Here is a 26,195-nt window from a genome sequence, read left to right on the forward strand (position 1 = left end):
CTGTGCTTCCACTCCGGGGAGCACAGCGGGCAAAACCGTCTGTCGGGTGGTGGGGGGAGGTGGGGGAGGCGGGGCAGGCGGGAGAGGCGGCCCAGCGGTCGTCCCTCAGCCGCCGAAGATGGTCTCCGCGGCGCTGCCCCGGACCCCCGGGGCGGCGGTGAAGAGCGAGCCCGCCTGCGGGTCGTCGTCGGCCGACAGCCCCTCGCGGCTCGTCGTGATGAACAGCGTCGAGCGGTCAGCGCCGCCGAAGGTGCAGGCCGTCACCTGGCGCGCCCCGACCTCGATCCGCTCGACCACTGCACCGCTCGCGTCGAGGCCCAGCACCTGCGAGCCGCCGAACATGGCGACCCACACGTTGCCCTCGGCGTCGAGGGTTAGGCCGTCGGGATGGCCCTCCTGGATCACGAGGTCGGCGAAGGGGCGGCGCTCCACGAGCCCGGCCTCGTCGTCCCAGTCGAAGACGTCCACGCGGCCGCTCGGGGTGTCGACGTAGTAGGCGCGCGCGCCGTCCTCGGTGAAGGCGAGGCCGTTCGAGATGGTGAGCCCCCCGAAGAGGCGGGTGGTGGTGCCGTCCGGCAGCAGCCGCCACATCGCCGCGGCGCCGCGCGCCTGGTCGTAGCCCATCGAGCCGCACAGGAACGAGCCGTCCGGGGCGACCGCTCCCTCGTTCATCCGCACGGGTCCCTCCCACAGCGGGGGCAGGGCGGTGGCGGTGCCGTCGGCGTCCTCGAGGCCGAAGCCCTTCTCGAGCGCGAGCACCGCGCCGCCGCCCTCTGCCGGGCGCACGCAGGCCACGACCCGGCTGGGGGTGGGCCGACGGTGGACGGCGCCGTCGGCGTCGAGGTGCATCACGTCGCCGGCCAGCATGTCCACCCAGCGCAAGCCGCCCCAGGCATCGGACCAGTAGGGGCCCTCGGCGTGATAGCAGATCGAGTCGGTGAGGCGGTCGGCGTGCATGGCGGCTCCTTTGCGCGGGGACGGGCGGGGTCCACGGTACGGGGAGCGGGCGGGGAGTGGGCTGGGTGGGGTGGCGTGGGTCGAGCGCTCCGGACCTCGCTCGCCCCGCCCCCGCTCAGAGCAGCCCCTGGGCGATCGGGACAGCGCTCGCCGCCGACCAGGCCTGGGGCCGGGAGGACTCGGGGCAGGGGAGCGACAGATCGACCTGGTCCGCGTCGTGCCCGCCGAACAGCTCCTGCAGACGGTTGTCGAACCCCTCGCCCGCGCGCAGCAGACCCCGGGCGAGGACCCGGGCGGCGGCCGCGACGGCGGTGCGCAGCATGCCGCTCAGGATGTAGTCGGTGTCGTGGGTCCACACGCTGCCGCCGTGGTAACGCAGGGCGCCGAACCCGCCGTTCGTCGTGGACAGGGCGCGGATTCCGTAGCCGAAGAACAGGCTCGGATCCAGCAGCCGCCGCACCACCTGCATCTCCTTCTCCGCGTCGAGGAGCCCGGTGCCGAGCAGGTGCCCCATGGTGGAGGCGACCCCGGTGACCGGGCGCTTCCGCCCGGCGAGGGCGAGGGCCGGGTAGGCGCCCAGATCGTCCTCGCACCAGAACGCGGCGTGGAAGCGCTCGCGCAGCTGGGCGGTCCACGCGCGCAGGCGGGCGGGGAGCCCCTCCGCCGACGCGCCACTCTTGTCCGTTCCGGCCGACGGGCCGCTCCCGTCGGCTCCGGCCGACGAGGCGCTACCGCCGTCGGCCGGCTCGACGCCCGCGCCGCCGGGCCCCTCCCCGGCACCCGCCCCACCCGATCACTCGAGCATCTCGGCCGCGTGCAGCGCCGCCCGGGGAGGATCGTCGCCCGCGACCCGGGGCACTGGATCCACGTGGACGTGAAGAAGGTCGGGAAGATCCCCGACGGTGGCGGCTGGAAGGTCCACGGCCGCGACAGCGACCTCGGGCGAGCGTCGAAGCGGGGTAAGGACCGGCGGGTCGGCTGCACCTATCTCCACTCGGCGATCGACGGGTTCTCCCGCCAGGCCTACACCGAACCGCTCGAGAACGAGACCTCGGCGACGGCGATCGGGTCCCTCCATCGGGCGTTCGCGTTCTTCGCCGCGCACGGGATCACCCGGATCACGCGCCTGGTCAGTGACAACGGACCGAACTGCCGCTCGAACGCGTTCGCCAGGTCGATTCTCGGGAAGGTTTCCCGCCATCAACGGACCCGTGCCTACACTCCCCGCCACGACGGGAAGGTCGAGCGGTTCCAGCGGATCACCGCCGACGAGTTCCTCTACGCCGAGGTCTTCACCCCCGAACAGGAACGCCGGGACCGTCACGCCGTCTGGCTCCACCCCTACAGCTACCATCGGCCCCGCACCGCCTGCGGCGATCAGCCCCGGCCTCACGCCTCCATGCCGGCGTCGACAACGCCATGACCAACTGCACCTAGGGCACGTCTCCAAAGTAGGTGGTTGGGCCAGTGTCCGAAGCTGACGCCGAGGCGGGGATCCGGACACTGGCCACACCAATATCAGGGGATGCGGACCTCCTCTACCTGCCCTGAGGCGGCCGATCGAGCCGCTGCTTCCATGAGTGCAAGGCTGCCCAGGTTGGCCGCCCCCGCCGTCTCCGGAACCGAGCCGTCCCGGATAGCGTCCCGGAAGATCTCGAGTCCGGCGGAGCGGTCGTAGAAGTCCTGGGCCGGGAGCTCCACGGTCTCGCGCTCCATTCCGTGCCGGTGCACGCTGACGACGTCCGCGGCTGCGGGATCCTGCGCTGTGCCGTCCCGGCTGGTGAAGGACAGCTCGCCATGCTCGCCGGTGATCCGCCATACGCCCGCCCAAGGGGTGGGTTCGCCGCGGCTCAACCAGCTGCCCCGGTAGGAGACGACGAGGCCGTCGGCCATCTCGATCGTCATCACGGCGGAGGCCTCCTCGACGTACTTACTGAACGAGGGGTCCATGACCTTCGTATAGACGCGCACCGCCTCCTGCCCAGTGATCATGCGCAGCAGGTCCAGGTGGTGGATGGCCATGTCGTTGATCAGCGGGTGCGGGAAGCGGTAGTGAGGATTATCTTCGAAGGGGAGGTCGTTGTCCCACCGCCGGAAGTCGATGCTGATCGCCGCAAGCTCCCCAAGCACGCCCTCCTGCAGCAGGCGCTGGGTGATCCGAGGAGCGGGGTAGGTGCGGTAGTTCTGGCTGACCTGGATGATCAGGCCCAGATCCGCGGCGCGCCGCACAGCCGTGGCCGCCTCCTCCGCCGTGTTGGCGAAGGGCTTCTCCACGAGGACATGCTTGCCGGCCTCGAGCGCTTCGAGGGCGAGGGGCACGTGGGTGACAGCCGGGGCGGTGATGACCACGGCATCGGCTGAGACCGCAGCGAGCGCTGCCGTGAGGCTCGGGAAGGCCTGGTTCTCGGCAAGCCCCAGATCCTGTTGCACCGAGCGGAGAGTTGGCTCTGCGGGATCGACGAGCGCGGCGACCTCGATCCCGGGCACGGGCGGGATCGCTCTACGGGCCCAGTCGCCTCCCCAGCCACCGAGTCCCACGTGAATGATGCGCAGCGTCATGCAGTCATCACCTCGGACTCCGAGGAGGGCGCCTGCGACGATCCCGTCTGGGTTCCACCGGCCCGGTTGGCCCAGTCCTGGCGCGCCGGGTTCGACACCGCGGGGGTCGCGCGGACCTCGGAGGCCGGCGCCGCCCACTGCACGGCGTTAGCGATGACGCGCCGCACCTGCGGGTGGTGGTAGACCGGGTACTCCTGGTCGCCGGGGCTGAAGTAGAAGATCCGCCCGCGGCCGCGGGTGAAGGTCACGCCGGAGCGGAACACCTCGCCGCCCTCGAAGGAGCTGATGAACACCTGGCTCTCGGGCTCGGGGATGTCGAAGTGCTCGCCGTACATCTCCTGCTGATCGATGACGAAGGGCTGCTCGACACCCGCGGCGATCGGGTGGCCGGGGGAGGTGGTCCACACGATCTCGCGCTCGCCCTCGTTGCGCCAGGACAGCGAGCAGGTGGTGCCCAGCAGGCGGGTGAAGATCTTCGAGAAGTGCCCCGAGTGCAGGACGATCAGCCCGGTGCCGCCCAGGACGGCCTGCTGCACGCGGGTGACGACGGCGTCGTCGACCCGGTCGTGCCCGATGTGGCCCCACCAGAGGATCACGTCGGTGCGCTCGAGCACCTCGGCGGTCAGACCGTGCTCAGGATCGGCGAGGGTCGCCGTGGCGATCTCGACCTCGTCGCCGAGCAGTTCGGCGAGGCCCTCGGCGATCGCCCCGTGGATGCCGGAGGGGTAGATCGCGCGGATCTCCTCCTGGGTGGTCTCGTGGATGTTCTCGTTCCAGACGAGGACGCGGGTGGTCATGCTCTTCCTCCGATGATGTGCAGATTCTTGTCCAAAGTGATGTCGTGGCCCGCGGCGGCGGAAGCGTACAGCGCGTCGACGATGCGGGCGCGGCTGAGGCCCACCCGACCATCGTTCTCCGCCCAGGTGGACGGATCAGCGATGTGGTCGAGGAAGGTCTGCACCACAGCGGTGTGACCGCGGCCGGGGGGCGCTTCGACGGGAACGTCCCTCGCGGTCGCCCCGTCGCCCGTGTAGAGCGTCAGCTCCCCAGAGGTCGCGTAGTCGATGACCTCGAGATTCGCGCCGCCGTCAGTGCCGTACAGGGCGATACCGAAGGCATCTGGGGTCGAGCGGTGCGTCGCCCAGCTGGTATCGAAGCTGATCGACCCGCCGCCTTCGAGGCGCAGCAGCGCCGTCGCGAGGTCCTCGACTTCGAATGGCGAGCTGACTCCACTCGTGGAACTGGCCCTGATCCCACTCTTGGCGCCGCCCACAGAGCCGCCGATGCCGCGCGGGCCCAGCTCCGCATGCGTGACCGCGGATACGGACACGACGCGCGGCTCACCCATGATGTGCAGCGTCCAGTCGAGGACGTGCACGCCGAGATCTACCAACGGACCACCTCCGGAGGCCTCTGCATTGGTGAACCAGGAGCCCAGCGCGGGGATGCCGGCGCGGCGCATCCAGCTTGCCCGGGCGTGATACGGGCGGCCGATGGTTCCGTCTTCGACGGCGCCTCGCACCGCTTCGATATCACCGCGGCGACGGTGGTTGAAGACGACCTCGAAGACGCGTCCGGCGGAGCGGGCAGCGTCGACCATCGCCTGACCCTCGTCGCCAGTGCGAGCGATGGGCTTCTCCGACAGGACATGGATGCCGGCTTCGAGGGCGGCGATCGCGATAGGGGCATGAAGACCGGTCGGGGTAGCGACGCTGACGACGTCGAGGTCCCCGCGAGCGATGAGGGGCTCCCAGCCGATGTGTGTGTGGGGGATGCCGTGCTCGGCCGCGACCGCTTCCAGCGCATCCTGCTCTAGCCCAGCGATGGCGACGAGCTCGACGCCAGGCAGCTCCTGGTAAGCGGCGATGTGCTGCTGGCCTGCCCAGCCAACGCCGACGACGCCGGCGCGGAGGGGTGCTGTGGTGGTCATGCGAAGAACTTCTCTCCTGTAAATTATGGTCGGACATTGGTGGATTGCGAGGGGCCCCTGCGACGCTTTCGTAGAACCGCGAGAGGGGCACCCATTTGCACATTCTCCCAGCGGCGGGGTTGGAATGACGAGTGATCTCGCAGTCTTCTCCACCGACAGGGAACTCGTTCTGTGCATCCTCGAGGCCTGAGGTGATCCGCAATATGCGCAGATGGAAGAAGATGAGGCTCTGTCATATCCGCGTTCCCGCAATGGCGTCGTTTGGGTCGGGAGATGGACGATCTCTTAGCGCCACGCCGGCGGAGCTCGCGTCGGAGCGTGCGGAGTGCGTGGCCTCGTGACGAAAAGGCTCGGATCGCAGTTCACTTCACTGCGCCTTGGGTGAGTCCTGAGATCGCCCAACGCTGCGCGAATAGAAATGCAATGATGGCTGGAGATCCGGAGGTCCGTCATGCCCCCGATGGTGCAGTCGAACAGACCCTGGTTTGGAGTCCAAGGATCTGCGAAGGTGCCGTATGTGGGGGTGACGCCGGCATCGTGGAGGCCCGCACGCTCGCGGAATCGTGACGTCTCAGGGTTGTAGTTGTGGAGCGCGGCGTTCGGCGGATTGCGGCGCGCGAACCCGGCGGAGAGATTCGAGGCGACGTCGTGAACGAAGCTGTATCTCGGCTGTCCGGCCCGGAGCTTTTGAAGCAACGCTTGGAAATAGTCAAAGATCTCGCCGTTGAACATGTAGAAGATCGCGTCCGGACGGCCCGTTCCGCAGCCGGCGAGGCTGTTCGCGGCGCGGGTTCTGCCGGCCGCTAGCGGGCAGCGCCTGCTCAACGGACACGAGGAGAGGTGAGTGGGCGAAACCATCATCGGCTCCTTCGAGGGTGAGGCGGCGGGCGGCCGCGTTCGCTGTGGACGGACGGGTTCGCCGGGTCCGAGCGCCCGAGGGGGCGAGGGCATTTTCGCGGCGAAGCGGCTCATCCGCCGTGGGCCCGGGACGACATCGGCCGAGGGACTGCGAGTTGAGGCGGCAGCCGTGACCCCGGAGTCGGACGGGATCACAGTCACGGAACCGGGAGCGAGGGTGCAGGGCATGGCGATGGTCGCGCGAGCCCTGTAGGTTTAGATAGTAGATTTAAGTACCATCAAAAAGTATTGGGTCCGCTCCGGTACTGTCAAGGCATGTCCCAGAGCGCGGCTCAGTCCCCCCACCTGCTGCGCCATATCAACAGAGGTGAGCTGCTGCGGTTCGCCCTGGCCAACGGAGATTTCACGGCGGCTGAGGCGATGTCGGCGACCGGGCTCACCAGGGCCACCGTGCTCGGGGTGTGTGCAGACCTCGTCGGGGCCCGATGGCTCGAGGAGATCGCGGACTCGCGGGCCGCCGGACTCTCCAGCCGTGGCCGTCCTGCCCGCCGATACCGGCTTCGGCCCGATGCGGGGGTCGTGCTCGGCATTGACGCGGGAGAGAGCCGCTTCGACGCCATCCTCGCTGACCTGCGCGGGCAGGTGCTCGCGAGAGAGCATCGCCGCGCCGACCCTGCCCAGCTCGGCCGAGACGGACGCGTGGCCGTAGTTCGTGAACTCGTCGACGCAACGCTCGACGCCGCGAATCGTCATCCCACGGAACTCCTCATCACCGTGATCGGAGTTCCCGCTCCTATCGACCCCGAGGGCCGCTCCCCCGACGATGACGGCGCCTTCTGGCAGGTCATGAACGCCGACTTCCAGGACCATCTCGAAGGACTGGTCGTCATTGAGAACGATGCGAACCTCGCGGCGCTGGCCGAGCATGCCAGCCATCCGGGACGCAACGTCGCCACCCTTCTGACGGGAGAGCGCTTCGGAGCCGGTCTCATCGTCGACGGTCGGCTCCTGCACGGCAGCCGGGGCGGCGCGGGCGAGCTGCGCTTTCTTGAGGTGTTCGTGCGAGACGATCCCGATGCCGGGACGGAGGATGGCCTGGGAGCCCTCGCCCGGCGCTGGGCACGCGGAGAACTCGATCGCACCGATGCCCCCTCGTCCCTGCGCGCTTTGGGTGCCGATGAGATCGATGCAGAGGCCGTGTTCGCGGCAGCAGCCGCCGGAGACGCCCTGGCCGACGGAATCCTACGACGCCTGGGCAGCCGCCTTGCCCACATCGTCGTGGTCCTTGAGAGCGTGCTCGACGTCGACGAGGTCGTGATCGCCGGAGGGATCGCCGCCGGTATCGGGCCGGTTCTGGGTCATGCGCGCAGCACGCTCGAGGCCGACTTCTACCCGCCCTTCCCCGAGCTACGAGCGAGTCGCCTGGGGCGTGAAGTGATCGCCCGCGGCGGCATCGCCCTCGCGCTCGCCCGCATCCGCGAGGATCCGCTCAGCATCCTTCCCGTGGGAGTCGTTGCTTGAGTCGTCAGGGTGCCGCCCGGGGTGCGCTGATCGAGTTCGCGCAGCCGCCTTCGCGTCCCGCTTCGCTCGGATCCGCTCCGTTCGACTCACCGAAGCTGCTGGACTTTCCTGGCCCCCTCCGCGACCTGTGGCACACCCCGGAGCGACCTTCCTCCGCCGCGCCGAGCACCACACCATCGGCCCCGTCTCCCGCAGCGACGTCCGCAGCGCCCTCGCCCAGACCGTCGCCGACGGCCACGGCGGGATCGACGTGAGAGCGCTCGACCGCGCCGTCGACGCCGCCGCCGGCGATCCCTTGATGATCCGTCTCGTCGGCTACTTCACGCTCAAGAACGCCGCACCGACCGGCCTGTCGCTCACGTCCCCTCGATGGACACGACCGAGCCGGACTCCTCCAGACCACCTCCCGCCCCGCCGGCCTGGCGACACCAGTCCACCGGTCCTCTACTCGACCAGGGCCTTCCCTCGCTGCTCGGGGAGGGTGAAGGCAGCGGCGGCGGCGAGGGCGAAGGCGGCCGCGAACACCGCGAAGGCGAGGATCTGGCCGCCCCCGGCCACGAGCACCGGCACCATGAAGGGCGCGATCAGCGAGGCGATGCGGCCGAAGCCCGCGGCGGCGCCCGTGCCGGTGCCGCGCACCGAGGTCGGGTACAGCTCCGGGCCGATCGCATACAGCGCACCCCAGGCGCCGAGGTTGAAGAAGCTCAGCGAGCAGCCGGCGGCGATGATCATCGGCTCGGAGTCGGCGAGGCCGTAGGCGACGGCGGACAGCGCCGAGCCGGCGAGGAAGATCGTGAGGGTCCAGCGGCGGCCGAGCTTCTCGATCAGCCAGGCCGCGGCCGCGTAGCCGGGGATCTGGGCGAGCGTGATGATGAGCGTGAAGGTGAACGACTTCGTGAGGTCGAATCCGCGCTCGACCAGCAGCGTCGGGATCCAGATGAACGCGCCGTAGTACGACAGGTTGATGCAGAACCAGACGACCCAGAGCCCGGCGGTGCGGGCTCGCAGGGCACGGGACCAGATCCCGCCGGCGGCCTCGCCGGCCCCCGGCACCCCGTCGGCCGTCGCCCCGACGACCTCGACCGTGCCACCAGGCTCGACCCCCGCGGAGGCCTCGAACTCGCGGACCACCCGCTCGGCCTCCTCGGTGCGGCCCTGCTTCTCGAGGAAGCGCACGGACTCCGGCATGCCGAGCCGCACCACGAGCGAGTAGAGCGCGGGGACCATGCCGATCGCGAGCGCCCACCGCCAGCCGCTCGGCCCGGACGCGGCGACGAAGGTGCCGATCACGGCGGCGAGGATCCAGCCCAGCGCCCAGAACGCCTCGAGCCACACGATCACGCGGCCGCGGATCCGCTTCGGCGCGAACTCGCTCATCAGCGTCGAGGCGACGGGCAGCTCGGCGCCGAGCCCGAGCCCCACCACGAAGCGCAGCGCGATCAGCACCGCGACCCCGCCGGCGAGGGCGGAGGCGCCCGTGGCCAGGCCATACACCAGCAGGGTGAGGGCGAAGACGGAGCGTCGGCCGATGCGGTCGGCGAGCAGCCCGCCGAGCGTGGCCCCGATCGCCATGCCTGCGAACCCGGCCGAGGCGATCAGGGAGCTCTCGCCCTTGCCGATCTCCCAGTGCACGGTGAGCGCGGCGATGACGAAGCTGACCAGCCCCACGTCCATCGCGTCGAGCGCCCAGCCGATGCCGGACGCGCCGAGCATCTTCCCGTGCTTGCGGGTGAAGGGAAGCCGGTCCAGCCGCTCGGAGCGGGTCAGGGGCCGACGGGAGGTGGGGGCGGTGGTCATGCGCAGCTCCAGGGGGACGCGTCAGGAGGTCGATCTCGGGGGAGGGTCCGGCACATCATGGCGCACTCCCGCCCGCGGGGGAATCTCGGGCCGACGCGCGACCGCCGCCCGCTCAGTGCGCCGTCAGGTCCGCGACCGCCTCGCCGCGCAGCACGGCGAGACCGCGCCGGGCCCGCGCCGCGCCCCAGGGGCTCAGCAGGTGCAGCTCGGACTCCTCGGCGAGCATCCAGCCGTCGAGCTCGGCGGCCTGCGGCACAATGCTCTCCTCGAGCTGCGCCGCGGGGACCACCCCGCCGTCGAACAGGAAGTGCACGCCCATCGGGGCGGAGCGGACGGCGCTCGACGGCATCCAGTCGGCCGAGAGCAGGCGACCCACCTCGATCTCGAGCCCCAGTTCCTCGCGCACCTCGCGGCGGGCGCACTCGCGGGCGTCCTCGCCGGGGTCGACACCGCCTCCGGGCAGCAGCCAGTGGTCGCGGTAGTTCGGTTTCTCGATGACCACCCGGCCGTGTTCGTCGCGCAGGATCACGGCGCCGGAGGTGATGACCTTGGGGAGGGAGGCGAAGTAGGCGGGGTCGGGCAGGAGGCGGGCCATGGCGCCCATCGTGTCACCGCAGGGCGGTGAACCGCAGAGGCGTTCCGGGGACCGCCTGCGCGAGCACGTCCAGCCCGCGCCGGTCCGCGACCCCGATCACGGGGTAGCCGCCGGTGGTGGGGTGGTCGGGTCCGAACACGACCGGCAGGCCCGACGGCGGGACCTGCACCGCGCCGAGCATCATCGCCTCGCTCGGGAGCGCGCCGATCCCGTCCGGCAAGGGGAGCGGCGTCCCGTCGAGTCGCACCCCGACGCGGTTGGAGTCCGCCCGCACCCGCCAGGGGTTCTCGAGCAGGGCGCGCACCGCCTCGGCACCCAGCAGGCGGTCACGCGGTCCGAGCCGCAGCGGGATGGTGAGCGCCTCGCTCGCCGCGTCTCCCGCCCCGGCCGACGCCGTCGCGCCGCGCGGCACCGCGTCGAGACCGTGGTCCGTGTCGATCAGGAGCACGTCGCCGGGGTCGAGGGCCCCGGGGCCGAGGCCGGAGAGGGTGTCGGCGGCGAGCGAGCCGAGCACCGCGCCGGTCGCGGCGCCGTCGGCCCGTCGCACCCCGCCGAGCCCGCCGCGCACCGCGACCGTGACTCGCAGCCCGGAGAGCACCGGGCCGATCTCGATCTCGTCCCCCGCCTCGAGGGCCACGGCGCGCTCGCGGGAATCGGCGGCCGCGAGCGACTCGCCGCGTACCGCCTGCCGACGGTGGGCGAGCACCAGCGGGGCGGCGGCCCCGGAGATCGCGAGGGTGACGGGGGCGAGGGCGCGCAGCCGCAGCGGGCCGACGAGCATTTCCAGCGCCGCCGCCTGTGGGGGATTGCCGACGGCGAGGTTGGCGCCGGCGAGGGCCGCCCGGTCGAAGGCGCCGGAAGGGCTGACGCCGATGGCGGCGCGATGGGGTCGGCCGAGGTCCTGCAGCAGGGTGAGAGGTCCGGCGTCGAGCACCTGCAGCAGGGGGCGAGGTATGGCGGCGGGTCGTTGACCGGAGCGGCCCGTCCCCGACGCTCCGGTTCCCGGCGTGCGGTGCCGGATCCGCGCGGGCACGGCCGACGCCTCCTGGCGCGCTCGGGCCAGCGCCTGTCCGGCGCGGGAGCGGATGAGCGAGTCGGTGAGCTGATCGGCGACCGCCCCGGCGGCATGGACGGTCTCGGCGACGGTCTCGGCGACCTGCTCGCCGACCCCGGTCGCCCCGGAGACCGCGCGCTCGCCGGCCGATCCGAGCACGCCGCCGACGAGCACCCCGCCGGCCAGGGCGCCGCCCGCGAGCAGCCGGCTCCGCTGCGGCACGAAGCGCACCCGGGTGCCCGGCGCGAGCAGCGCGGGCGGGGTGCGGCCCGCGTCGAAGAGCACGGTCTCGGTGCGGCCGATCAGCTGCCAGCCGCCGGGGGAGGAGCGCGGGTAGATGCCGCAGTAGCGGGAGGCCAGGCCGATCGCGCCCGCGGGTACGGCGGTGCGCGGCTCGGTACGGCGCGGCACCTCCCACGGCGGGCCGACGGGGTCCGGCCGCGCGGCGTCGGCCGTCTGCTGGTGGTCGGCCGTCGGCCCCACGTCGGCCGTCGACTGCCGGTCGGCCGTCGGCAGCAGATAGGCGAATCCCGGCGCGAAGCCGCCGAACGCCGCCACCCACTCGGTCGCGGAGTGCGCGTCGACCACGGCCTCGGGGCTGAGGCCGAGCAGCTCCGCCACCTCCGGCAGGTCCTCCCCGTCGTACACCGCACCGACCTCGACCACGTCGCCCGCGGTCTCGTCGGGCCGGGCGACGGGCAGGTGTCGCAGCAGCGCCTCGAGGGCGGGCAGGTCCCGGGCGGCGTCGCCGGTCAGCAGCACGGTCCGCTCGGCGGGGACGAGGTCCCGGAGGAGGGGCGGGTCGAGGCGACGGCAGGCGGCGACCGCGGCGAGCACCGCGGCGGTATCCGGGTACTCGGCCAGCAGCGCCGCCTCCCCGGCCCGGTGCACCCGCAGCGGGGCGGGCAGGTACCGGGTCTCGAGCGTCCCCTCGGGGCTCGACTTCACAGCGCCGACTCGAGCCGTACGCCGGCCGCGGTGAGCCGATCCCGCACCGCGCGGGCGAGCGCCACCGCACCGGGGGTGTCCCCGTGCAGGCAGAGGGTGCGCACGGGCAGGTCGAGGAGGGAGCCGTCGGCCGCGCGCACCCGTCGCTCCGTGGCGATCGAGAGCGCCTGCGCGAGCACCGCGCCTTCGTCGGCGAGCACCGCGCCCGGCTGCGTCCGGGGCATGAGCGTGCCATCGGGGAGGTAGGCGCGGTCGGCGAAGCCCTCGAGCACCACGGCCACCCCCGCCTCCTCGGCGAGCCGGGTGACGACCGCTCCCGGCGCGGCGACCAGCGGCAGCTCGCCGCCGAGCTCGACGAGGGCCCGCACCACCGCCGCGGCCTGCGCCGTGTGATGGGCGAGGGCGTTGTAGAGGGCGCCGTGGGGCTTCACCCCGCGCACGCTCGTGCCCTCCGCGCGGGCGATCGCGGAGAGCGCCCCGACCTGAGCGATCACCAGATCGGTGAGCTCGTCGGGGGCGATGTCGAGGAAGCGTCGGCCGAAGCCTTGCAGATCCGGGTAGGCGACGTGCGCCGTGAGCGCGACCCCGTGCGCGACCGCCGCCCGGCAGGCGGCGCGCATGGTCGACGGATCCCCGGCGTGCCCACCGCAGGCCACGTTCGCGGTGGTCACGACCTCGAGCAGCGCCGCGTCATCGCCCATCGACCAGGCGCCGAAGCCCTCGGCGAGATCGGCGTTGAGGTCGAGCACGGCGGCGGTCATGCGGGGCGGCTCCTTCGGTGGCGGGCGGCGCGGGAGGCCGACGGACCTCCCCGACCATTGTCGGCCCCCGCGCGCCGGGCCGATAGTGTCGCGGGATGGAGCCGCGCCCCGCCGACCCGCCCGCCCCGAGCCGATCCGCCCCTGCCGAGCCGCCGCTCGCGATCATCCCCGGCCAGGTTCCCGACCTCCCGGCCGGGCTCGGTGAGGCGAGCGATCCCGAGGCCCCGCTGCCCTTCGCCCGCGAGGACGTGCTCGCCGCCGAGGAGCTGCTGACCAGCACCGACGCTCGGCCCGAGCCGGTCCTCGTGCTCACCGACGAGCAGCTCGTGGCCCTCGAGGGCCACGCCCGTCGCCAGCACACCGCGACCCCTTGGATCCGCGAGCACTCCGAGCAGCGCACCCTGCTCGCCGGGTCCGCGCTGCGCGGGCTGCTCGCCGACGGCCGCGTGCGCCGGGTCCGGGAGGACGCCACCGGGCGGGTGCTCTGGCAGGCCGAGCCGCAGCTCGCCGCCTGCCTCGTGCTGCGCCGCACCGCCCCACGCTTCACCACCGCCGAGCGCACCCGCGAGACCACCGCCGGGGTCGAGGTGGACCGCCTCCACCACTACGCCCATGCGGGCGGGGTCCTCGAGGAGGAGGTCACGGCCGAGGGGATGCACCGCTTCACGATCCTCCGCACCGAGCAGGTGCCCGACCGTCTGCTGCGGCTGTGGGACCCCGAGGGCGTCGCCGGGCCGACGGGCGACCCGGTGGTGCTGCGGATCTCCGCGCTCGACAGCTCGCCGCTCGCGGCCGCGCTCGCCGCGACCCGCGCCATGACGCTCGTGACCGTGGTCGCGGCGGCCGAGGACGCCGTGCACCAGGCGAGCCTCTACGCGACCGGTCAGGAAGTGCTGGTCATGGAGGTGCTCGACCCGGCCGCGGACGATCCGCACCTCGAGTTCCGCCGCGTCGACGCCGTCGATCTGCGCGCCCTCGCCGCGGTGCTCGTGGGCGGCGGCCCCGCGGACGACCGCTGATCGCTCAGCGCGCGTCGGCTGCGACCCCGACACGCTCCGCCCAGTGCCCGAGCACCTCCTCGAGCCGGCCGTGCAGGCGCAGCGTCGCCTCGGCGTCCCCGCGCGTCGGCCCGTCGTTGACGATCACCACGTCGCGGCCGTCGCGTCGGGCGGCGCGCACGAAGCGCAGCCCCGACTGCACCGTGAGCGACGAGCCCAGCACCAGCAGCACCTCGGCGGCCTCGAGCGCCGCGAAGGCGGCGCCGACCGTCTCCGGCCGGGCGGTCTCGCCGAAGAAGACCACGTCGGGCTTGAGGATCCCGCCGCACAGCGGGCACGGCGGATAGCGGAAGGAACTGGTGCGGTCCACCTCGGCGTCGCCGTCGGGGGCCTGGGCGGCATCGGCCGCGAGCTGCGGCAGACGCGCGGCCAGCTCGGGGTTCAGGGCGAGCAGTCGCGAGTGCAGGGCAGCGCGCGCCGAGAGCGCCCCGCAGTGCAGGCAGCGCACCCGGTCGAGGCGTCCGTGCAGGTCGATCACGGGATCGGAACCGGCCGCGGCGTGCAGACCGTCGACGTTCTGCGTGATCACCGCTGTCACGGGGAAGGCGGCGGGGCACAGCGCCGCGAGCAGCCGGTGGGCGGCGCCCGGCCGGGCGTGCAGGAACTGCTCCCAGCCGACGGTGGAGCGGGCCCAGTAGCGGCGCCGCGAGAGGTCGTGCGCCCGGAACTCCTGCAGCGTCATGGGGGAGCGGGGCACGGCGTTCCGACCGCGGTAGTCCGGGAGCCCCGAGCCGGTGGACATGCCCGCGCCGGTCAGCACCGCGACGGGTCGTCCCGCGAGCAGTGCGAGGCCCGCGTCGAGTTCCGCCTCGCTGCTGCGGGCACCGTAGGCGGCGCCGTCGAGCGGGCCCCAGGCGGGCACGCGCGGGGCGCCCCGCGGGGCGGGGGAGGGGCGGGCGGCCGGCGGGGCGGAGGTCGAGAACCAGCGGCCGACGTCGGCCGCGGGGCCGACGGGGGCGGGGTCCTCGGGGATCATCGCTCCAGCGTAGGCCGCGACGGCCCGGGATCCGGGGGCGACGGATCGGGATCCGACGGGTCGGGATTCGTCGGAGACGGGTCGGGGCGGGCGTCGGCGACGACGTCCGCGGCGTGCGGGAGCTCGTCCGTCTCCGCTTCTGGGCCCGCGTCCGGCTCCGTCGCTTCCCCCGTCGGCCCCCGTCGGCGACCGCGTACCCGCCGGATCAGGAACCAGATCGCCGCGACCAGCCCGATGCCGGCGACGATCGAGGAGTAGATCCGCACGAACGCCTCGAGCGCGGTGCCCCCGGCCTCCCCGAAGGCGTAGCCGGCGATCACGAACAGGGCGTTCCAGAGCGCGGAGCCGAGCCCGGTCGCCGCCGCGAAGAGCCAGACCGGCATCCGCTCGATGCCCGCGGGGATCGAGATGAAGGTGCGCACCATCGGCACGAAGCGGGCGATCGCCACCGCCGGGAACCCCCAGCGGTCGAAGAAGCGCATCGCGACGTGCACGTCCTTCTCCTCGAGGAGGGGCAGGCGGCGCACCAGCGCGAGGGTGCGCGCGAGCCCCAGGGCCCGGCCGACGGCGTACACGCCGAGCCCCCCGAGCACCGATCCCAGCGTGGTCCAGGCGATCGGGACCAGCACGTGCTGGCCGTTCGCGGCGGCGCTCACCCCGGCGAAGGGCAGCAGGATCTCACCCGGGATCGGCGGGAACAGGGCCTCGGCCGCGATCACCAGCGCGATGCCCGGCCCGCCGAGGAGCTCCATCAGGGAGATCGCCCAGGCGGTGACGTCCATGGGTCTCCTCTCCGGGGCTGGCGGGCTGGCGGGCTGGCGAGGCTGACGGGCTGGCGGGCTGGCGAGGCTGACGGCGCGGGTCGGGACTCGGCGGGGCTGTGCGTGGCGGGGCGAGGCGGTGCGTGACGTGGCGCGGCGACCGTGTCGGTGTCGGCCGGTCCCGTGGCGGCGAGGCTACGGGCCGGGCGTGACGGGAGGGTGAACGGGGCGTGGAGCGGGCCGGGACGGCGCCTGGGATGTCCCCGGGAGCGCGGTCGGCGCCCCGCCGCGGAGCGCCCGCGGCAACGATCATGCAACGATTGCTGTGTTGCCGGTCACGGTGTTGACAAGAGCCGGGACAAGCGCTTTCCTTTGGGGACGTCGCGTCGCATACCCGGATGGACGAGCCGCTCCCGCCCCCTTCTCCGAGGTGGTGGGCGAGGGTCGTCGGAATGAAACCTTTCATCGCCGGAGGGGGTGACGGGGCTGGGCGATCCACCGACGGATCGCTCCACCGCCCCGCCGCCACCCGACGCGCAGCACCTGTCCGACCGTCCGTCCTGAGCACCTCGGCCACCCGGCCGCCCCGCTGGATCAAAGGAGATCTGATGTTCACTCGACGTTCCGCCCTCGCCCTGGGCATCACCGTCCCCGGTCTCGTCGGCCTCGCCGCCTGCGGCCCCAACGCCTCCGGCGGCAGTGGCGGCGGAGGCAGCGACGGCGGCTCCGCCGACGCGGGCAGCCTGCGCCTGGCCTGGTGGGGCAACCCCACCCGCAACGAGAACACCGAGAACGTCGTGGAGGCCTACAAGGAGGTCGCCCCCGACGTCACCATCTCCCTCGAGCCTGGCGAATGGTCCGGCTACTGGGACAAGCTCGCGACCCAGACCGCCGGCGGCGACTTCCCCGACATCGTGCAGATGGACGAGAAGTACCTCGCCGAGTACGGCCAGCGCGGCGCGCTGCTCGACCTCGCCGGCGCGGGCCTGGACACTTCGGAGTTCGTCGAGGGCTCGGTCGCGGTGGGCGAGCTGCCCGACGTGGGTCTCGCCGCCATCACCGCCGGCCTGAACGCCTTCACCGTCCTCGCCAATCCCGCGGTCTTCGAGGAGGCCGGGGTCGAGATGCCGGACGACACCACGTGGACCTGGGACGACCTCATCGACCTCGCCACACAGATCTCCGAGGCCACCCCCGACGGCACCTACGGCATGACCCAGATGGGCACCGTCCAGGGCCTCTTCCAGCTGTGGGCGCGCCAGGCCGGCCAGGACCAGTACAAGGACGGCGCGGCCGGCTTCGACGCCGCGACCGCGACCGAGTGGTTCGAGTGGTCCAAGAAGATCCAGGACTCCGGCGCGGGCCCGAACGCGAGCGTCTCCGTCGAGGACTCCTCGCAGTCCATGGACCAGTCGCTGTTCGGCACCGGCAAGATCGCGATGACCGTCGCCTGGTCCAACCAGGTCGTCGCCCACGACGCGATGCACGACGGCACCCTCGTGGTGCTCCGCCCGCCGTCGCAGGCCGGCTCCGCCGCCGACGCGAAGCTCTGGTACAAGGCGTCGATGTACTGGGCCGTCTCCGCGAAGACCGCGAACCCCGAGGCCGCCGTCGCCTTCGTGGACTTCCTCGTGAACACCCCCGAGGCCGGCAAGATCCTCTCCGTCGAGCGCGGCGTGCCCGGCAACCTCGCCGTCCGCGAGGCGATCGTCGGCGACCTCGACGCCTCCAACAAGAAGGCCGTCGACTTCCTCGACATGATCGAGGCCGAGCTCGGCGCCCCGCCGGAGATCACCCCGCAGGGCGGCGGCGAGTTCGAGTCGATCCTCACCCGTGCCGGCGAGGACATGCTCTTCGGCAACATCTCCACCGCCGACGCCGGCCAGCGCCTGCTCGACGAGCTGAACTCGGCGCTGTCCTGACCATCGTCCGTACGAGACCCGCAGCCGGTCGGCCGGGGCCGACGGGGGAGTTCCCCCGTCGGCCCCGCACCGGGCCGGCACCACAGAAGGGAGACGACGGATGAGCGCTGTCGGAGAGCTCAGCCAGATCCTGTCGCGCAAGAAGCGCGGCGGGCCCCGCGAGAAGCATCCGGACAACAAGGCCGGCCTGGTGTTCATGACGCCCTGGCTGCTGGGTCTGCTCGGCATCACCATCATCCCGATGGTCGCCTCGCTGTACCTGTCCTTCACGGACTACTCCATGCTCGCCGCCCCCGAGTGGGTGGGCCTGGAGAACTACATCGACATGGCGAGCGACTCGCGGCTGCGCAACTCGCTCGTGGTGACCTTCACCTACGTGCTGGTGGGGACGCCGCTGCAGCTGATCGCGGCGCTTCTGCTCGCGGTGCTGCTGAACCAGGGCATGAAGGGCCTGTCCTTCTACCGCTCGGTGTTCTACCTGCCCTCGCTGCTCGGCGGCTCGGTCGCCATCTCGATCCTGTGGCGGCAGATGTTCGGTGCGAACGGCCTGGTCAACCAGTTCCTGGGGGCGCTCGGCTTCACGAACCTGCCCGGCTGGGTCTCGAACCCGGACACGGCGCTGTGGACGATCATCCTGCTGCACGTGTGGACTTTCGGCTCGCCGATGATCATCTTCCTCGCCGGCCTGCGCCAGATCCCGCAGATGTACTACGAGGCCGCCAGCGTGGACGGCGCCTCGAAGGTGGCGCAGTTCTTCCGGATCACGATCCCGCTGCTCACCCCGATCATCTTCTTCAACCTGGTGCTGCAGGTGATCAACGCGTTCCAGACCTTCACGCAGGCATTCGTGGTCTCGGGCGGGACCGGCGGTCCGTCGGACTCGACGATGTTCTACACGCTGTACCTGTACCAGAAGGGCTTCACGCAGTTCGACATGGGCTACGCCTCCGCGATGGCCTGGCTGCTGCTGGTGATCGTCGCGATCTTCACCGCGATCAACTTCTTCGTCTCCAAGTTCTGGGTGCATTACGATGACTGATCTCTCCGTGACCTCGCCGGATGTCTCCGGCCGCCCCGCGACGACCTCCGCGAGCGACGTCCCCCTGCGCCATCACAACCGGCACTATGTGCGCCGCGGCCTGAAGCACGTCTTCATGATCGTGGCGAGCCTCGCGATGATCTATCCGCTGCTGTGGATGGTCGTGTCCTCGCTCCGCCCGAACGACGAGATCTTCCGCAATCCCTCGCTGTTCCCGGTCAGCTTCGACATCGACAACTACGTGCGGGGCTGGACGGCGCAGTCGTTCGACTTCTCGCATTACCTGATGAACTCGACGATCCTGGTCGTCGGTTGTGTGATCGGCAATCTGTTCGCCTGCACGGTGACCGCCTACGCCTTCGCGCGGCTGCGGTTCTGGGGCCGGAACGTGGCCTTCGCGGTCATGCTGATGACGCTCATGCTGCCGATCCACGTCGTGATCGTGCCGCAGTACATCATGTTCTCCCAGACCGGCTGGGTGAACACGATGCTGCCCCTGATCCTGCCGAAGTTCCTGGCCACGGACGCGTTCTTCATCTTCCTGATGGTGCAGTTCATCCGCGGCATCCCGAAGGAGCTGGACGAGGCGGCGCGCATCGACGGCTGCGGTCATTTCCGGATCTTCTTCCGGGTGATCCTCCCGCTCATGCTGCCGGCGCTGGCGACCACCACGATCTTCACCTTCATGTGGACGTGGAACGACTTCTTCGGCTCGCTGATCTACCTGACCACGCCGGACAACTTCACGGTGCCGCTCGCCCTGCGCGCCTATCTGGACACGCAGGGGTCCTCGGACTGGGGCGCCATGTTCGCGATGTCGGTGGTGTCCCTGATCCCGCTGTTCTTCGTGTTCCTCTTCGGTCAGCGCTTCCTGATCAAGGGCTTCGCGACGACCGGCATCAAGTAATCCCGACAGGCGGGGCCGCGCGCCGGCCCCGCCCGTTCCGGGCAGAACCTCCACAGACTTGGCGGTATTCGGCGGCTATTCCCCCAAGTCTGCGGGGGTTCTGAGCGAAGGCGCCCCACCGCGCCACGTCCGCCGGCCTCGCCCACGCCCGCCCCCACCGCCACCCAGCCACCACACCGCTCTACCCAGGAGAGACATGCGCACCCGCTACGCCCTGATCGGATCCGGCCACCGGGCCCAGATGTACCTCGACGCGATCGCCGGCCCCCACGCCGACGTCGCCGAGCTCGTGGCCCTGATCGACGTGAACCCCGCCCGTCGGGAGTTCCACCGCGACCGGGTCCCGTCCTTCGCGGACGTCCGCCTGGGCGGTCCGGAGGAGCTCGAGGCGATCATCGCCGAGGAGAAGGTGGACCGGGTGATCGTCACCAGCGTCGACCGGCTCCATGCCGAGCACGTGGTGCGCTCCCTCGACGCCGGCGCCGACGTGGTGGTCGAGAAGCCGCTCACGATCGACGCCCCCTCGGCCCGCTCGATCCAGGAGGCCATCGACCGCACCGGCCGCAGCGTGGTCGTCACCTTCAACTACCGCTACAGCCCCCGGAACTCCGCGCTCAAGCAGGTCATCGCCTCGGGTGAGATCGGCGACGTCGTCTCCGTGACCTTCGAGTGGGTGCTCGACACGCAGCACGGCGCCGACTACTTCCGCCGCTGGCACCGGGACAAGACCAACTCCGGCGGCCTGTTCATCCACAAGGCCGCCCACCACTTCGACCTCGTGAACTGGTGGATCGCGGACACCCCCGTGCGGGTCTACGCCCGCGGCGGCCTGCGCTTCTACGGGGCCGATGCCGCCGTCTCCCGCGGCCGGGCGCCCCTGCCCGAGCGCGGCACGCATGATGGCGCCCATGATCCGTTCGAGCTGGATCTCCGCTCCGACGAGCGGCTCGAGGCCCTCTACCTGAAGGCCGAGCAGCACGACGGCTACCTCCGCGATCGCTCGGTCTTCGACGCCGGCATCACCGCCGAGGACAACCTCACCGCGATCGTCGACTACGCGAGCGGGCCGGTCCTCACCTACGCCCTCAACGCACACAGCCCCTGGGAGGGCTATCGCGTCGCGGTCAACGGCACCGCGGGCCGGGCCGAGCTCGAGGTCATCGAGCGCGCCGAGGTCGTCGCGAAATCGGAGTCCGAGCACTCGTCTCCCCATCTGGACCCGAGCGCCGTCGCCGTCACCACCGAGGACTCGGGCGTGCGCGAGCGCGGCGAGCGGCTCGTGGTGCAGAAGCACTTCGCCGCCGCGCAGGAGGTCGAGATCCCGGAGGGCGTCGGCGGGCACGGCGGCGGCGATGCGCTGCTGCTCCGCGACGTCTTCGTCGGCCCGGCCGAGGACGAGCTGGGCCGGCCCTCCGACCACCGCGACGGGCTGCGCGCGATCAGCGTCGGCATCTGCGGCAACGAGTCCCTCGCGACCGGGCTCCCGGTCGACGTCGCCGAGTTCTTGGGCCTGGACCTCCGCCGGGAGGGCACGACCGCGGGCGCCACGGCATGAGCCCGGCCGCAACGGATCCGTCGGCGACCGACGCCGACGGCGGGACCGATCAGCAGGGTGCGGGTGCGGGGACGAGCACGGCCCCGGTGCGGGTCGCGCTCGTGGGGACCCGCGGCTTCGGCCGCGTGCACCTCGAGAACCTCGCCCGGCTGACCGCGGCGGGCCTCGCCGAGCTGGTGGGCGTGGTCGACATCGCCGAGCCCCCGGCGGAGCTCGCCGCGATCCACCACCCGAGCCTCGAGGAGCTGCTCGCGGCGGTGCCCGGCGAGGCCTCGCCCGAGGTGGTCATCATCGCCACGCCGATCGACACGCACGTGCCGCTCGCGACCGCGGCGCTCGCCGCCGGCTGCCACGTCTACCTCGAGAAGCCGCCCGTGCCGGAGCTCGGCGAGCTGCGCACCCTCCAGGAGGCGGCCGACGCCGCGGGCCGCAGCCTGCAGGTCGGCTTCCAGGCCCGCGGCGGCGGCGGGGTCGGCGCGCTCATCGACCTCATCGCGACCGGGCAGCTGGGAGCGGTCCGCGCCGTCCGCGCCTACGGGGCGTGGCAGCGCGATCGCGCCTACTACCAGCGCTCCCGCTGGGCGGGCCGGCGCCGGCTCGACGGCCGACGGGTCGCCGACGGCGTCGCCACCAACCCGCTCGCCCACTCGGTGCACGCGGCCCTCGCGATCGCCGGGATGACCCGCGTCGAGGACGTCGCCCGGGTGACCACGGAGCTGCGTCGGGCCCACGACATCGAGGCCGACGACACCAGCTTCCTGCGCGTCGAGCCCGCCCCGGGCGGCACGGGCGAGCCCGCCCGGCCGACGGTCCTCGCCGCGCTCACCACCACCGCGCCGACCCAGGGCGCGCCGTGGGTCGAGGTCCTCGGCGAGAACGGCTCCGCCCGCCTCTGGTACACCGAGGACCGGGCGGAGGTCACCGCCGCCGACGGCACCGTGACGGCCCGCGAGTTCCCGCGCCGTGACCTGGTCGAGAACCTCCTCGCCCACGTCCGCGATCCGCAGGTCGCGCTGATCAGCCCCCTCGCCTCGACCGGGGCGTTCAGCGCGGTGCTCGAGGCGATCCAGTCCGTGCCCGATCCGCTGCCGATCGACCCCTCCTCCGTCACCTGGGAGGGGGACGGCGAGGCCGCGCACCCGGTCGTCGACCGCATCGAGGAGGCGCTCCTCGAGGCCCTCGACCGAGGGGTGCCCTTCTCCCGCCTCGGCCTGCCCTGGGCGCGCGAGGACGCGATCGCGACCTGGACCCCGCCCGCCTCCTGAGCACCGGGCGCGGTGCCGACGGTTCCTCCCGCCGGTGCCGCGCCTCGCGTCGTCCGCCGCCCGACAGTCCCCGTCGCCATCCCCGGAGAGTCATGACCGTCCGCCAGCTGCTCGACCGTCTCGAGACCCCCGACCCTGCAGCGCGGCCGATGATGCGCTGGTGGTGGTTCGGTCCCGACGTCGAGGACGCCGAGATCGACCGCGAGCTGCGGGCGATGGCCGCGGCCGGGCTCGGCGGGGCGGAGATCGCGTTCGTCTACCCGCTGCGCGAGGGCGCCCCGGACTACCTCTCCGACGAGGTGCTCGGCCACGTCCGTCATGCGGCGGAGACCGCCCGCGACCTTGGGCTGCGCCTCGACGTCACCCTCGGCTCGGGCTGGAGCTACGGCGGCGGGCACATCGGCCCCGAGCACGCGGCGCGACGGGTGCGCTCCGAGCGGCGCGACCTCGGCCCCGAGGCGCTGACCCTCGAGATCGTGCCGACCTGGCCCGGCGACGCCCCGCTCGCCGTGCACCTCGGCGACGGGTACCCGCCGCGTACCTGGGAGCCGTTGCCGCTCGAGCCTCTGGCGGGCCACGGTGCCGTCTCGTCCGACGGTCCCGCCGCGCTCGGGGGCACCGCGGCTGCGGTCGCCCCCGACGCAGTCGCCCCCGGCGCCCGCGTGCGCATCCCCGTCGGCCGCGGCCCCCGCACCCTGCTGATCACCTGGTCCGAGACGACCGGCCAGCAGGTCAAGCGCGCCGCCGCCGGCGCCGAGGGGCCGGTGCTCGACCATTTGAACCCGGCCGCGGTGCGCCACCACCTCGACCACGTGGGCGGGCGGATCCTCGACGCCGTCCCCGCCGAGCTGCTCGGCAGCGTCTTCTGCGACAGCCTCGAGGTGTACGAGGCGAGCTGGACCCCAGCCCTGCCCGAGGAGTTCCGGGCCCGCCGCGGCTACGACCTCCTCCCGCTGCTGCACCTGCTCACGGTCGACGGCCCCGACTCCGCGACGCTACGCGAAGATTTCGGCCTCACCCTCTCGGAGCTGGTCGAGGAGGGATTCGTGCAGACCTGCCGCGACTGGGCGGAGGAGCACGGGGTGCGCTTCCGCCTGCAGGGCTACGGCGAGCCGCCGATCACGCTGAGCGCCCAGCGCCGCGCCCACCTGATCGAGGGCGAGGGCGCCGGCTGGACCTCGCTGACCCAGTCCCGCTGGGCCTCGTCGGCCGCGCATCTCGATGCGCGCGAGGTCGTGACCAGCGAGGTGTGGACCTGGGTGCACTCCCCGTCCTTCCGGGCGACGCCCCTGGACCTGCTCGGCGAGGCGCACGAGCACCTGCTGCTGGGGATCACGGGCTTCGTCGGCCACGGCTGGCCGTACTCGGCGCCGGACGCCCCCGGCCTCGGCTGGACCTTCTACGCCGCCGGCGCCCTCGATGACCGGAACACCTGGTGGCCCGCGATGGGCGAGCTCACCGACCACCTCACGCGGCTGAGCGGGGCGCTGCGCCTCGGCCGACCCGGCGCCGACGTGGCCCTCTACCTGCCCTACGCCGACGTCCGCTCCCGCCTCGGCACCGGCCACGACCTGTGGCGCGCCTGCCGCGCCCACATCGGCGAGGAGATCCCCGCCGCGATCCGCCGCGCCGGCTACGACCTCGACCTGGTCGACGACGACGCGCTCGAGGCCCTCGACCCCACGGCCTACCCGCTCGTGGTCCTGCCGCACGTGACGCGGCTGCCCGCGGCGACCGCGCGCTGGCTCGACCGGGTGCGCGCCGCGGGCGGCAGGGTCCTGGCCGTCGACTCCCCGGCCTATCCCGCGGGCACCCCCGTCGCGCGGCTCGCGGAGGCGGTCGCGGGCACCGCCGCGCTCGACCACTCCCAGCTCTCCCTCGCCGCCCGCCAGGCCGGTCGGGCCGGCACGAACCCGCTGACCACGGCGCTGCAGGCGGTGCTCGACCCGCCGGTGCGGATCGTCGGCGGAGGCGGCGAGATCGGCGTGGTGCGGCGCCGGCTCGAGGACGGCGACGCCTACTTCCTCGCCAACACCGGCCCCACGCCCCGCACCCTGCGCCTGACCCTGCGCGAGGCGCGGCCGCACCTCGTCGCGGTCGATCCGTCGACCGGGGTGCGGCGTGCGCTCCCGGCCGACGGCGGCGCGCTGCGCCTCGAGCCCTACGAGGCGGTGCTGCTCGTCGCGTCGGCCGACCGACCCGCAGCAGCCGCGCCCGATCACCTCGAGCCGGGCACGACCGTGCCGCTCCTCGGACCCTGGACCCTCACCCACGGGGACCGCGAGCCGGCTGCCGTGCAGCTGCCGCTGCTGCTCCCGGGCGCTGAGATCGCCGACCGGGAGCCGCTGATCCTCGAGACGACGCTGACCCTCACCGCGGAGCAGGCCGCGGGCCGGATCGTGCTGGACCTCGGCGAGGGCACCCCGCTCGCGCCGACGCCCGGGGCGATGGGCTACCGCGCCCTGCTCGAGGCCCCGGTGCGGGAGATCGCGATCGTGCAGCTCGACGGGCGTGAGCAGGGGATCCTGTGGCGGCCGCCGTACCGGCTCGACCTCACGGGGCAGCTCGGCGCGGGCGAGCACACGCTGCGGCTCGTGCTCCACGGGACGACCGCCCCCGCGTCGGCCGTCGACGCGCACGCGGGGCCGATGGTCGCCGCCGCGCACGCCGCCTACGGGGAGCGGTTCCAGATGCAGCAGCTCGACCGGCTGCTGGACGGCACAGCTGTCGGCCTCGGCGCCGTGCCGCTGCTGCGCCTCGGCTGATCAGGAACGGGCGGCCTCCGCGCGCGCCGTCCCGCGGCCGACCACCGCGATGACCAGCGTGTGCGCGGCCATCACGACAGCGAGTGCGAGGCCCGCCCCGCCGAGCGTCGCGTACATCGGGATCGCCCCGGCCTCGAGCCGGGCGGCGAGGGACGTGAGCGGGACGATCGTGGCGGGCAGGAGCGTCGAGGCCGAGAGCAGGAGCAGGGCGAGGGCCGGCAGGACCAGCGCGAACGGGGACCATCGGGTCACCACCGCCGCGGGCACGAGCAGCACGCCCCCGGCGAGGATCAGCAGGAGGGGGAGCACGCGGAAGGACGCATCGAAGGTCCGCAGCGCGAGCATCGGGCCCATCGCCAGACCCTGGGACAGCAGCGCCGCCGCGACCAGCAACACGAGCGGCACCAGCAGTACCCCCACCACGTGCAGGGCGACATGGGTGCGGCTGCCGCGGCGGGCGAGCACGAGCGCGATCCCCATGCCGCCCAGCAGCATCCCGACCGAGAGCGGCAGGCCGTGAGACAGGCTCGTGGCCGCGGCGAGGGACCAGGTCCCCGGCAGGACCCGCGCCAGGGCGAACGTGAGCGCCGGCACCGCGAGGAACAGCAGGGAGATCAAGCCCGTCGCCCCGCCCGCGAGGAGCCCCGCGGAGCTCATGAGCCCCGAGAGCACGACCGCCGCGAGCAGCAGCAGCCCCGCCGCGAGCACGGCGACGTACAGCGACGCCCTCGGCAGGGCCAGGAACTCGCTCACGCTGAACGCCCAGGGGTTCCGGAGCACATGGTTCTGCCAGGCGGAGCCGCCCCAGCTGATCAGCAGCAGCGAGATCGGGGTGAGGACCAGGCCGAGGAGCCCGGTCACGACCCGGGCGATCCAGCCCGAGCCGCGGGATGCGGAGGCTCGGGGGACGGCAGGTGCGGGGATGGTGCTCATCGGGACCTCCGGGCGGCGCGAGACCCCGGGGCAT

At 72.7% G+C, this 26,195-nt stretch carries 21 protein-coding genes; 9 read left to right on the forward strand and 12 right to left on the reverse strand.

The genetic code is table 11. From position 1 onward, the window contains the following. Positions 1 to 105: 105 nt before the first annotated feature. Both V1258_RS04420 and V1258_RS04425 read right to left on the reverse strand, forming a co-directional pair. Positions 106 to 957 (reverse strand): SMP-30/gluconolactonase/LRE family protein, encoded by an 852-nt coding sequence (locus V1258_RS04420; protein WP_329748521.1) that lies wholly within the window; start codon positions 955 to 957, stop codon positions 106 to 108. A gap of 115 nt (positions 958 to 1,072) precedes the next feature. Continuing rightward, the gene (locus V1258_RS04425) at positions 1,073 to 1,600 is read right to left on the reverse strand and encodes an MGH1-like glycoside hydrolase domain-containing protein (RefSeq protein ID WP_442878575.1); all 528 of its coding nucleotides are present in this window, start codon (positions 1,598 to 1,600) and stop codon (positions 1,073 to 1,075) included. Between V1258_RS04425 and V1258_RS04430 the strand changes: the two genes are divergently transcribed. Continuing rightward, positions 1,562 to 2,380 carry a DDE-type integrase/transposase/recombinase gene (locus tag V1258_RS04430; RefSeq protein ID WP_442878574.1) on the forward strand — a complete coding sequence of 273 codons (819 nt, stop codon included), beginning with the start codon at positions 1,562 to 1,564 and terminating at the stop codon, positions 2,378 to 2,380. The genes V1258_RS04425 and V1258_RS04430 overlap by 39 nt on opposite strands. Positions 2,381 to 2,475: 95 nt before the next feature. Here the strand turns inward: V1258_RS04430 and V1258_RS04435 are convergent, their stop codons facing one another. From V1258_RS04435 to V1258_RS04445, 3 genes are read right to left on the reverse strand one after another with little or no spacing between them, the layout of a single operon-like run. Next, positions 2,476 to 3,516 carry a Gfo/Idh/MocA family protein gene (locus tag V1258_RS04435; RefSeq protein ID WP_329748523.1) on the reverse strand — a complete coding sequence of 347 codons (1,041 nt, stop codon included), beginning with the start codon at positions 3,514 to 3,516 and terminating at the stop codon, positions 2,476 to 2,478. Beyond that, a complete protein-coding gene (locus V1258_RS04440) occupies positions 3,513 to 4,313 on the reverse strand; it encodes a ThuA domain-containing protein (RefSeq protein ID WP_329748524.1) in 801 nt (266 codons plus the stop codon). Before V1258_RS04440 ends, V1258_RS04435 begins: the two co-directional genes overlap by 4 nt. Beyond that, on the reverse strand, positions 4,310 to 5,446 hold the full coding sequence (locus V1258_RS04445) for a Gfo/Idh/MocA family protein (protein WP_329748525.1): 1,137 nt from the start codon (positions 5,444 to 5,446) through the stop codon (positions 4,310 to 4,312). The genes V1258_RS04440 and V1258_RS04445 overlap by 4 nt, the downstream gene beginning before the upstream one ends. Positions 5,447 to 6,619: 1,173 nt before the next feature. Between V1258_RS04445 and V1258_RS04450 the strand changes: the two genes are divergently transcribed. After that, positions 6,620 to 7,825 (forward strand): ROK family transcriptional regulator, encoded by a 1,206-nt coding sequence (locus V1258_RS04450; RefSeq protein ID WP_329748526.1) that lies wholly within the window; start codon positions 6,620 to 6,622, stop codon positions 7,823 to 7,825. A 444-nt stretch (positions 7,826 to 8,269) separates the two neighbouring features. Here V1258_RS04450 and V1258_RS04455 read toward each other — a convergent pair whose 3' ends face one another. From V1258_RS04455 to V1258_RS04470, 4 genes are all read right to left on the reverse strand, one after another. After that, positions 8,270 to 9,622, reverse strand: coding sequence for an MFS transporter (locus tag V1258_RS04455; protein ID WP_329748527.1), 1,353 nt, complete (start codon positions 9,620 to 9,622; stop codon positions 8,270 to 8,272). Positions 9,623 to 9,734: 112 nt separating this feature from the next. Beyond that, the gene (locus V1258_RS04460) at positions 9,735 to 10,217 is read right to left on the reverse strand and encodes an NUDIX domain-containing protein (RefSeq protein WP_329748528.1); all 483 of its coding nucleotides are present in this window, start codon (positions 10,215 to 10,217) and stop codon (positions 9,735 to 9,737) included. A 13-nt stretch (positions 10,218 to 10,230) separates the two neighbouring features. After that, a complete protein-coding gene (locus V1258_RS04465) occupies positions 10,231 to 12,219 on the reverse strand; it encodes a carboxyltransferase domain-containing protein (protein WP_329748529.1) in 1,989 nt (662 codons plus the stop codon). Beyond that, a complete protein-coding gene (locus tag V1258_RS04470; protein WP_329748530.1) occupies positions 12,216 to 12,980 on the reverse strand; it encodes a LamB/YcsF family protein in 765 nt (254 codons plus the stop codon). The genes V1258_RS04465 and V1258_RS04470 overlap by 4 nt, the downstream gene beginning before the upstream one ends. A 95-nt stretch (positions 12,981 to 13,075) precedes the next feature. Here V1258_RS04470 and V1258_RS04475 point away from each other — a divergent pair, with 95 nt between their 5' ends. After that, a complete protein-coding gene (locus V1258_RS04475; protein WP_329748531.1) occupies positions 13,076 to 13,999 on the forward strand; it encodes a hypothetical protein in 924 nt (307 codons plus the stop codon). A gap of 4 nt (positions 14,000 to 14,003) precedes the next feature. Here V1258_RS04475 and V1258_RS04480 read toward each other — a convergent pair whose 3' ends face one another. After that, positions 14,004 to 15,014 carry a Sir2 family NAD-dependent protein deacetylase gene (locus V1258_RS04480; RefSeq protein ID WP_329748532.1) on the reverse strand — a complete coding sequence of 337 codons (1,011 nt, stop codon included), beginning with the start codon at positions 15,012 to 15,014 and terminating at the stop codon, positions 14,004 to 14,006. Next, entirely contained in the window at positions 15,011 to 15,796 is a 786-nt protein-coding gene (locus V1258_RS04485; RefSeq protein ID WP_329748533.1) for a DedA family protein, read from the reverse strand. The genes V1258_RS04480 and V1258_RS04485 overlap by 4 nt, the downstream gene beginning before the upstream one ends. A gap of 587 nt (positions 15,797 to 16,383) precedes the next feature. Between V1258_RS04485 and V1258_RS04490 the strand changes: the two genes are divergently transcribed. The 6 genes from V1258_RS04490 to V1258_RS04515 all read left to right on the forward strand — a co-directional run bounded on the left by V1258_RS04490 (position 16,384) and on the right by V1258_RS04515 (position 25,228). Then, the gene (locus V1258_RS04490; RefSeq protein ID WP_329748534.1) at positions 16,384 to 17,697 is read left to right on the forward strand and encodes an ABC transporter substrate-binding protein; all 1,314 of its coding nucleotides are present in this window, start codon (positions 16,384 to 16,386) and stop codon (positions 17,695 to 17,697) included. Between the two features lie 100 nt (positions 17,698 to 17,797). Beyond that, positions 17,798 to 18,736 (forward strand): carbohydrate ABC transporter permease, encoded by a 939-nt coding sequence (locus V1258_RS04495; RefSeq protein WP_329748535.1) that lies wholly within the window; start codon positions 17,798 to 17,800, stop codon positions 18,734 to 18,736. Next, complete coding sequence (locus tag V1258_RS04500; RefSeq protein WP_329748536.1) at positions 18,729 to 19,643, forward strand: carbohydrate ABC transporter permease; 915 nt, start codon at positions 18,729 to 18,731, stop codon at positions 19,641 to 19,643. The genes V1258_RS04495 and V1258_RS04500 overlap by 8 nt, the downstream gene beginning before the upstream one ends. A 196-nt stretch (positions 19,644 to 19,839) precedes the next feature. Then, complete coding sequence (locus V1258_RS04505) at positions 19,840 to 21,198, forward strand: Gfo/Idh/MocA family protein (protein ID WP_329748537.1); 1,359 nt, start codon at positions 19,840 to 19,842, stop codon at positions 21,196 to 21,198. Next, positions 21,195 to 22,463 (forward strand): Gfo/Idh/MocA family protein, encoded by a 1,269-nt coding sequence (locus tag V1258_RS04510; RefSeq protein WP_329748538.1) that lies wholly within the window; start codon positions 21,195 to 21,197, stop codon positions 22,461 to 22,463. The genes V1258_RS04505 and V1258_RS04510 overlap by 4 nt, the downstream gene beginning before the upstream one ends. A gap of 92 nt (positions 22,464 to 22,555) precedes the next feature. Beyond that, the gene (locus tag V1258_RS04515; RefSeq protein ID WP_329748539.1) at positions 22,556 to 25,228 is read left to right on the forward strand and encodes a glycosyl hydrolase; all 2,673 of its coding nucleotides are present in this window, start codon (positions 22,556 to 22,558) and stop codon (positions 25,226 to 25,228) included. Here V1258_RS04515 and V1258_RS04520 read toward each other — a convergent pair whose 3' ends face one another. Next, positions 25,229 to 26,161 carry a hypothetical protein gene (locus V1258_RS04520; RefSeq protein ID WP_329748540.1) on the reverse strand — a complete coding sequence of 311 codons (933 nt, stop codon included), beginning with the start codon at positions 26,159 to 26,161 and terminating at the stop codon, positions 25,229 to 25,231. Positions 26,162 to 26,195 lie beyond the last annotated feature (34 nt).

The organism is Brachybacterium sp. J153, assembly GCF_036311905.1.
Classification (GTDB): domain Bacteria; phylum Actinomycetota; class Actinomycetes; order Actinomycetales; family Dermabacteraceae; genus Brachybacterium.

Coding starts and splice junctions, on each gene's coding strand:
- V1258_RS04420 (WP_329748521.1), bottom strand. CDS start 957: ATGCACGCCGACCGCCTCACCGACTCGATCTGCTATCACGCCGAGGGC.
- V1258_RS04435 (WP_329748523.1), bottom strand. CDS start 3,516: ATGACGCTGCGCATCATTCACGTGGGACTCGGTGGCTGGGGAGGCGAC.
- V1258_RS04440 (WP_329748524.1), bottom strand. CDS start 4,313: ATGACCACCCGCGTCCTCGTCTGGAACGAGAACATCCACGAGACCACC.
- V1258_RS04445 (WP_329748525.1), bottom strand. CDS start 5,446: ATGACCACCACAGCACCCCTCCGCGCCGGCGTCGTCGGCGTTGGCTGG.
- V1258_RS04450 (WP_329748526.1), top strand. CDS start 6,620: ATGTCCCAGAGCGCGGCTCAGTCCCCCCACCTGCTGCGCCATATCAAC.
- V1258_RS04455 (WP_329748527.1), bottom strand. CDS start 9,622: ATGACCACCGCCCCCACCTCCCGTCGGCCCCTGACCCGCTCCGAGCGG.
- V1258_RS04460 (WP_329748528.1), bottom strand. CDS start 10,217: ATGGCCCGCCTCCTGCCCGACCCCGCCTACTTCGCCTCCCTCCCCAAG.
- V1258_RS04470 (WP_329748530.1), bottom strand. CDS start 12,980: ATGACCGCCGCCGTGCTCGACCTCAACGCCGATCTCGCCGAGGGCTTC.
- V1258_RS04475 (WP_329748531.1), top strand. CDS start 13,076: ATGGAGCCGCGCCCCGCCGACCCGCCCGCCCCGAGCCGATCCGCCCCT.
- V1258_RS04480 (WP_329748532.1), bottom strand. CDS start 15,014: ATGATCCCCGAGGACCCCGCCCCCGTCGGCCCCGCGGCCGACGTCGGC.
- V1258_RS04485 (WP_329748533.1), bottom strand. CDS start 15,796: ATGGACGTCACCGCCTGGGCGATCTCCCTGATGGAGCTCCTCGGCGGG.
- V1258_RS04490 (WP_329748534.1), top strand. CDS start 16,384: ATGTTCACTCGACGTTCCGCCCTCGCCCTGGGCATCACCGTCCCCGGT.
- V1258_RS04495 (WP_329748535.1), top strand. CDS start 17,798: ATGAGCGCTGTCGGAGAGCTCAGCCAGATCCTGTCGCGCAAGAAGCGC.
- V1258_RS04500 (WP_329748536.1), top strand. CDS start 18,729: ATGACTGATCTCTCCGTGACCTCGCCGGATGTCTCCGGCCGCCCCGCG.
- V1258_RS04505 (WP_329748537.1), top strand. CDS start 19,840: ATGCGCACCCGCTACGCCCTGATCGGATCCGGCCACCGGGCCCAGATG.
- V1258_RS04510 (WP_329748538.1), top strand. CDS start 21,195: ATGAGCCCGGCCGCAACGGATCCGTCGGCGACCGACGCCGACGGCGGG.
- V1258_RS04515 (WP_329748539.1), top strand. CDS start 22,556: ATGACCGTCCGCCAGCTGCTCGACCGTCTCGAGACCCCCGACCCTGCA.
- V1258_RS04520 (WP_329748540.1), bottom strand. CDS start 26,161: ATGAGCACCATCCCCGCACCTGCCGTCCCCCGAGCCTCCGCATCCCGC.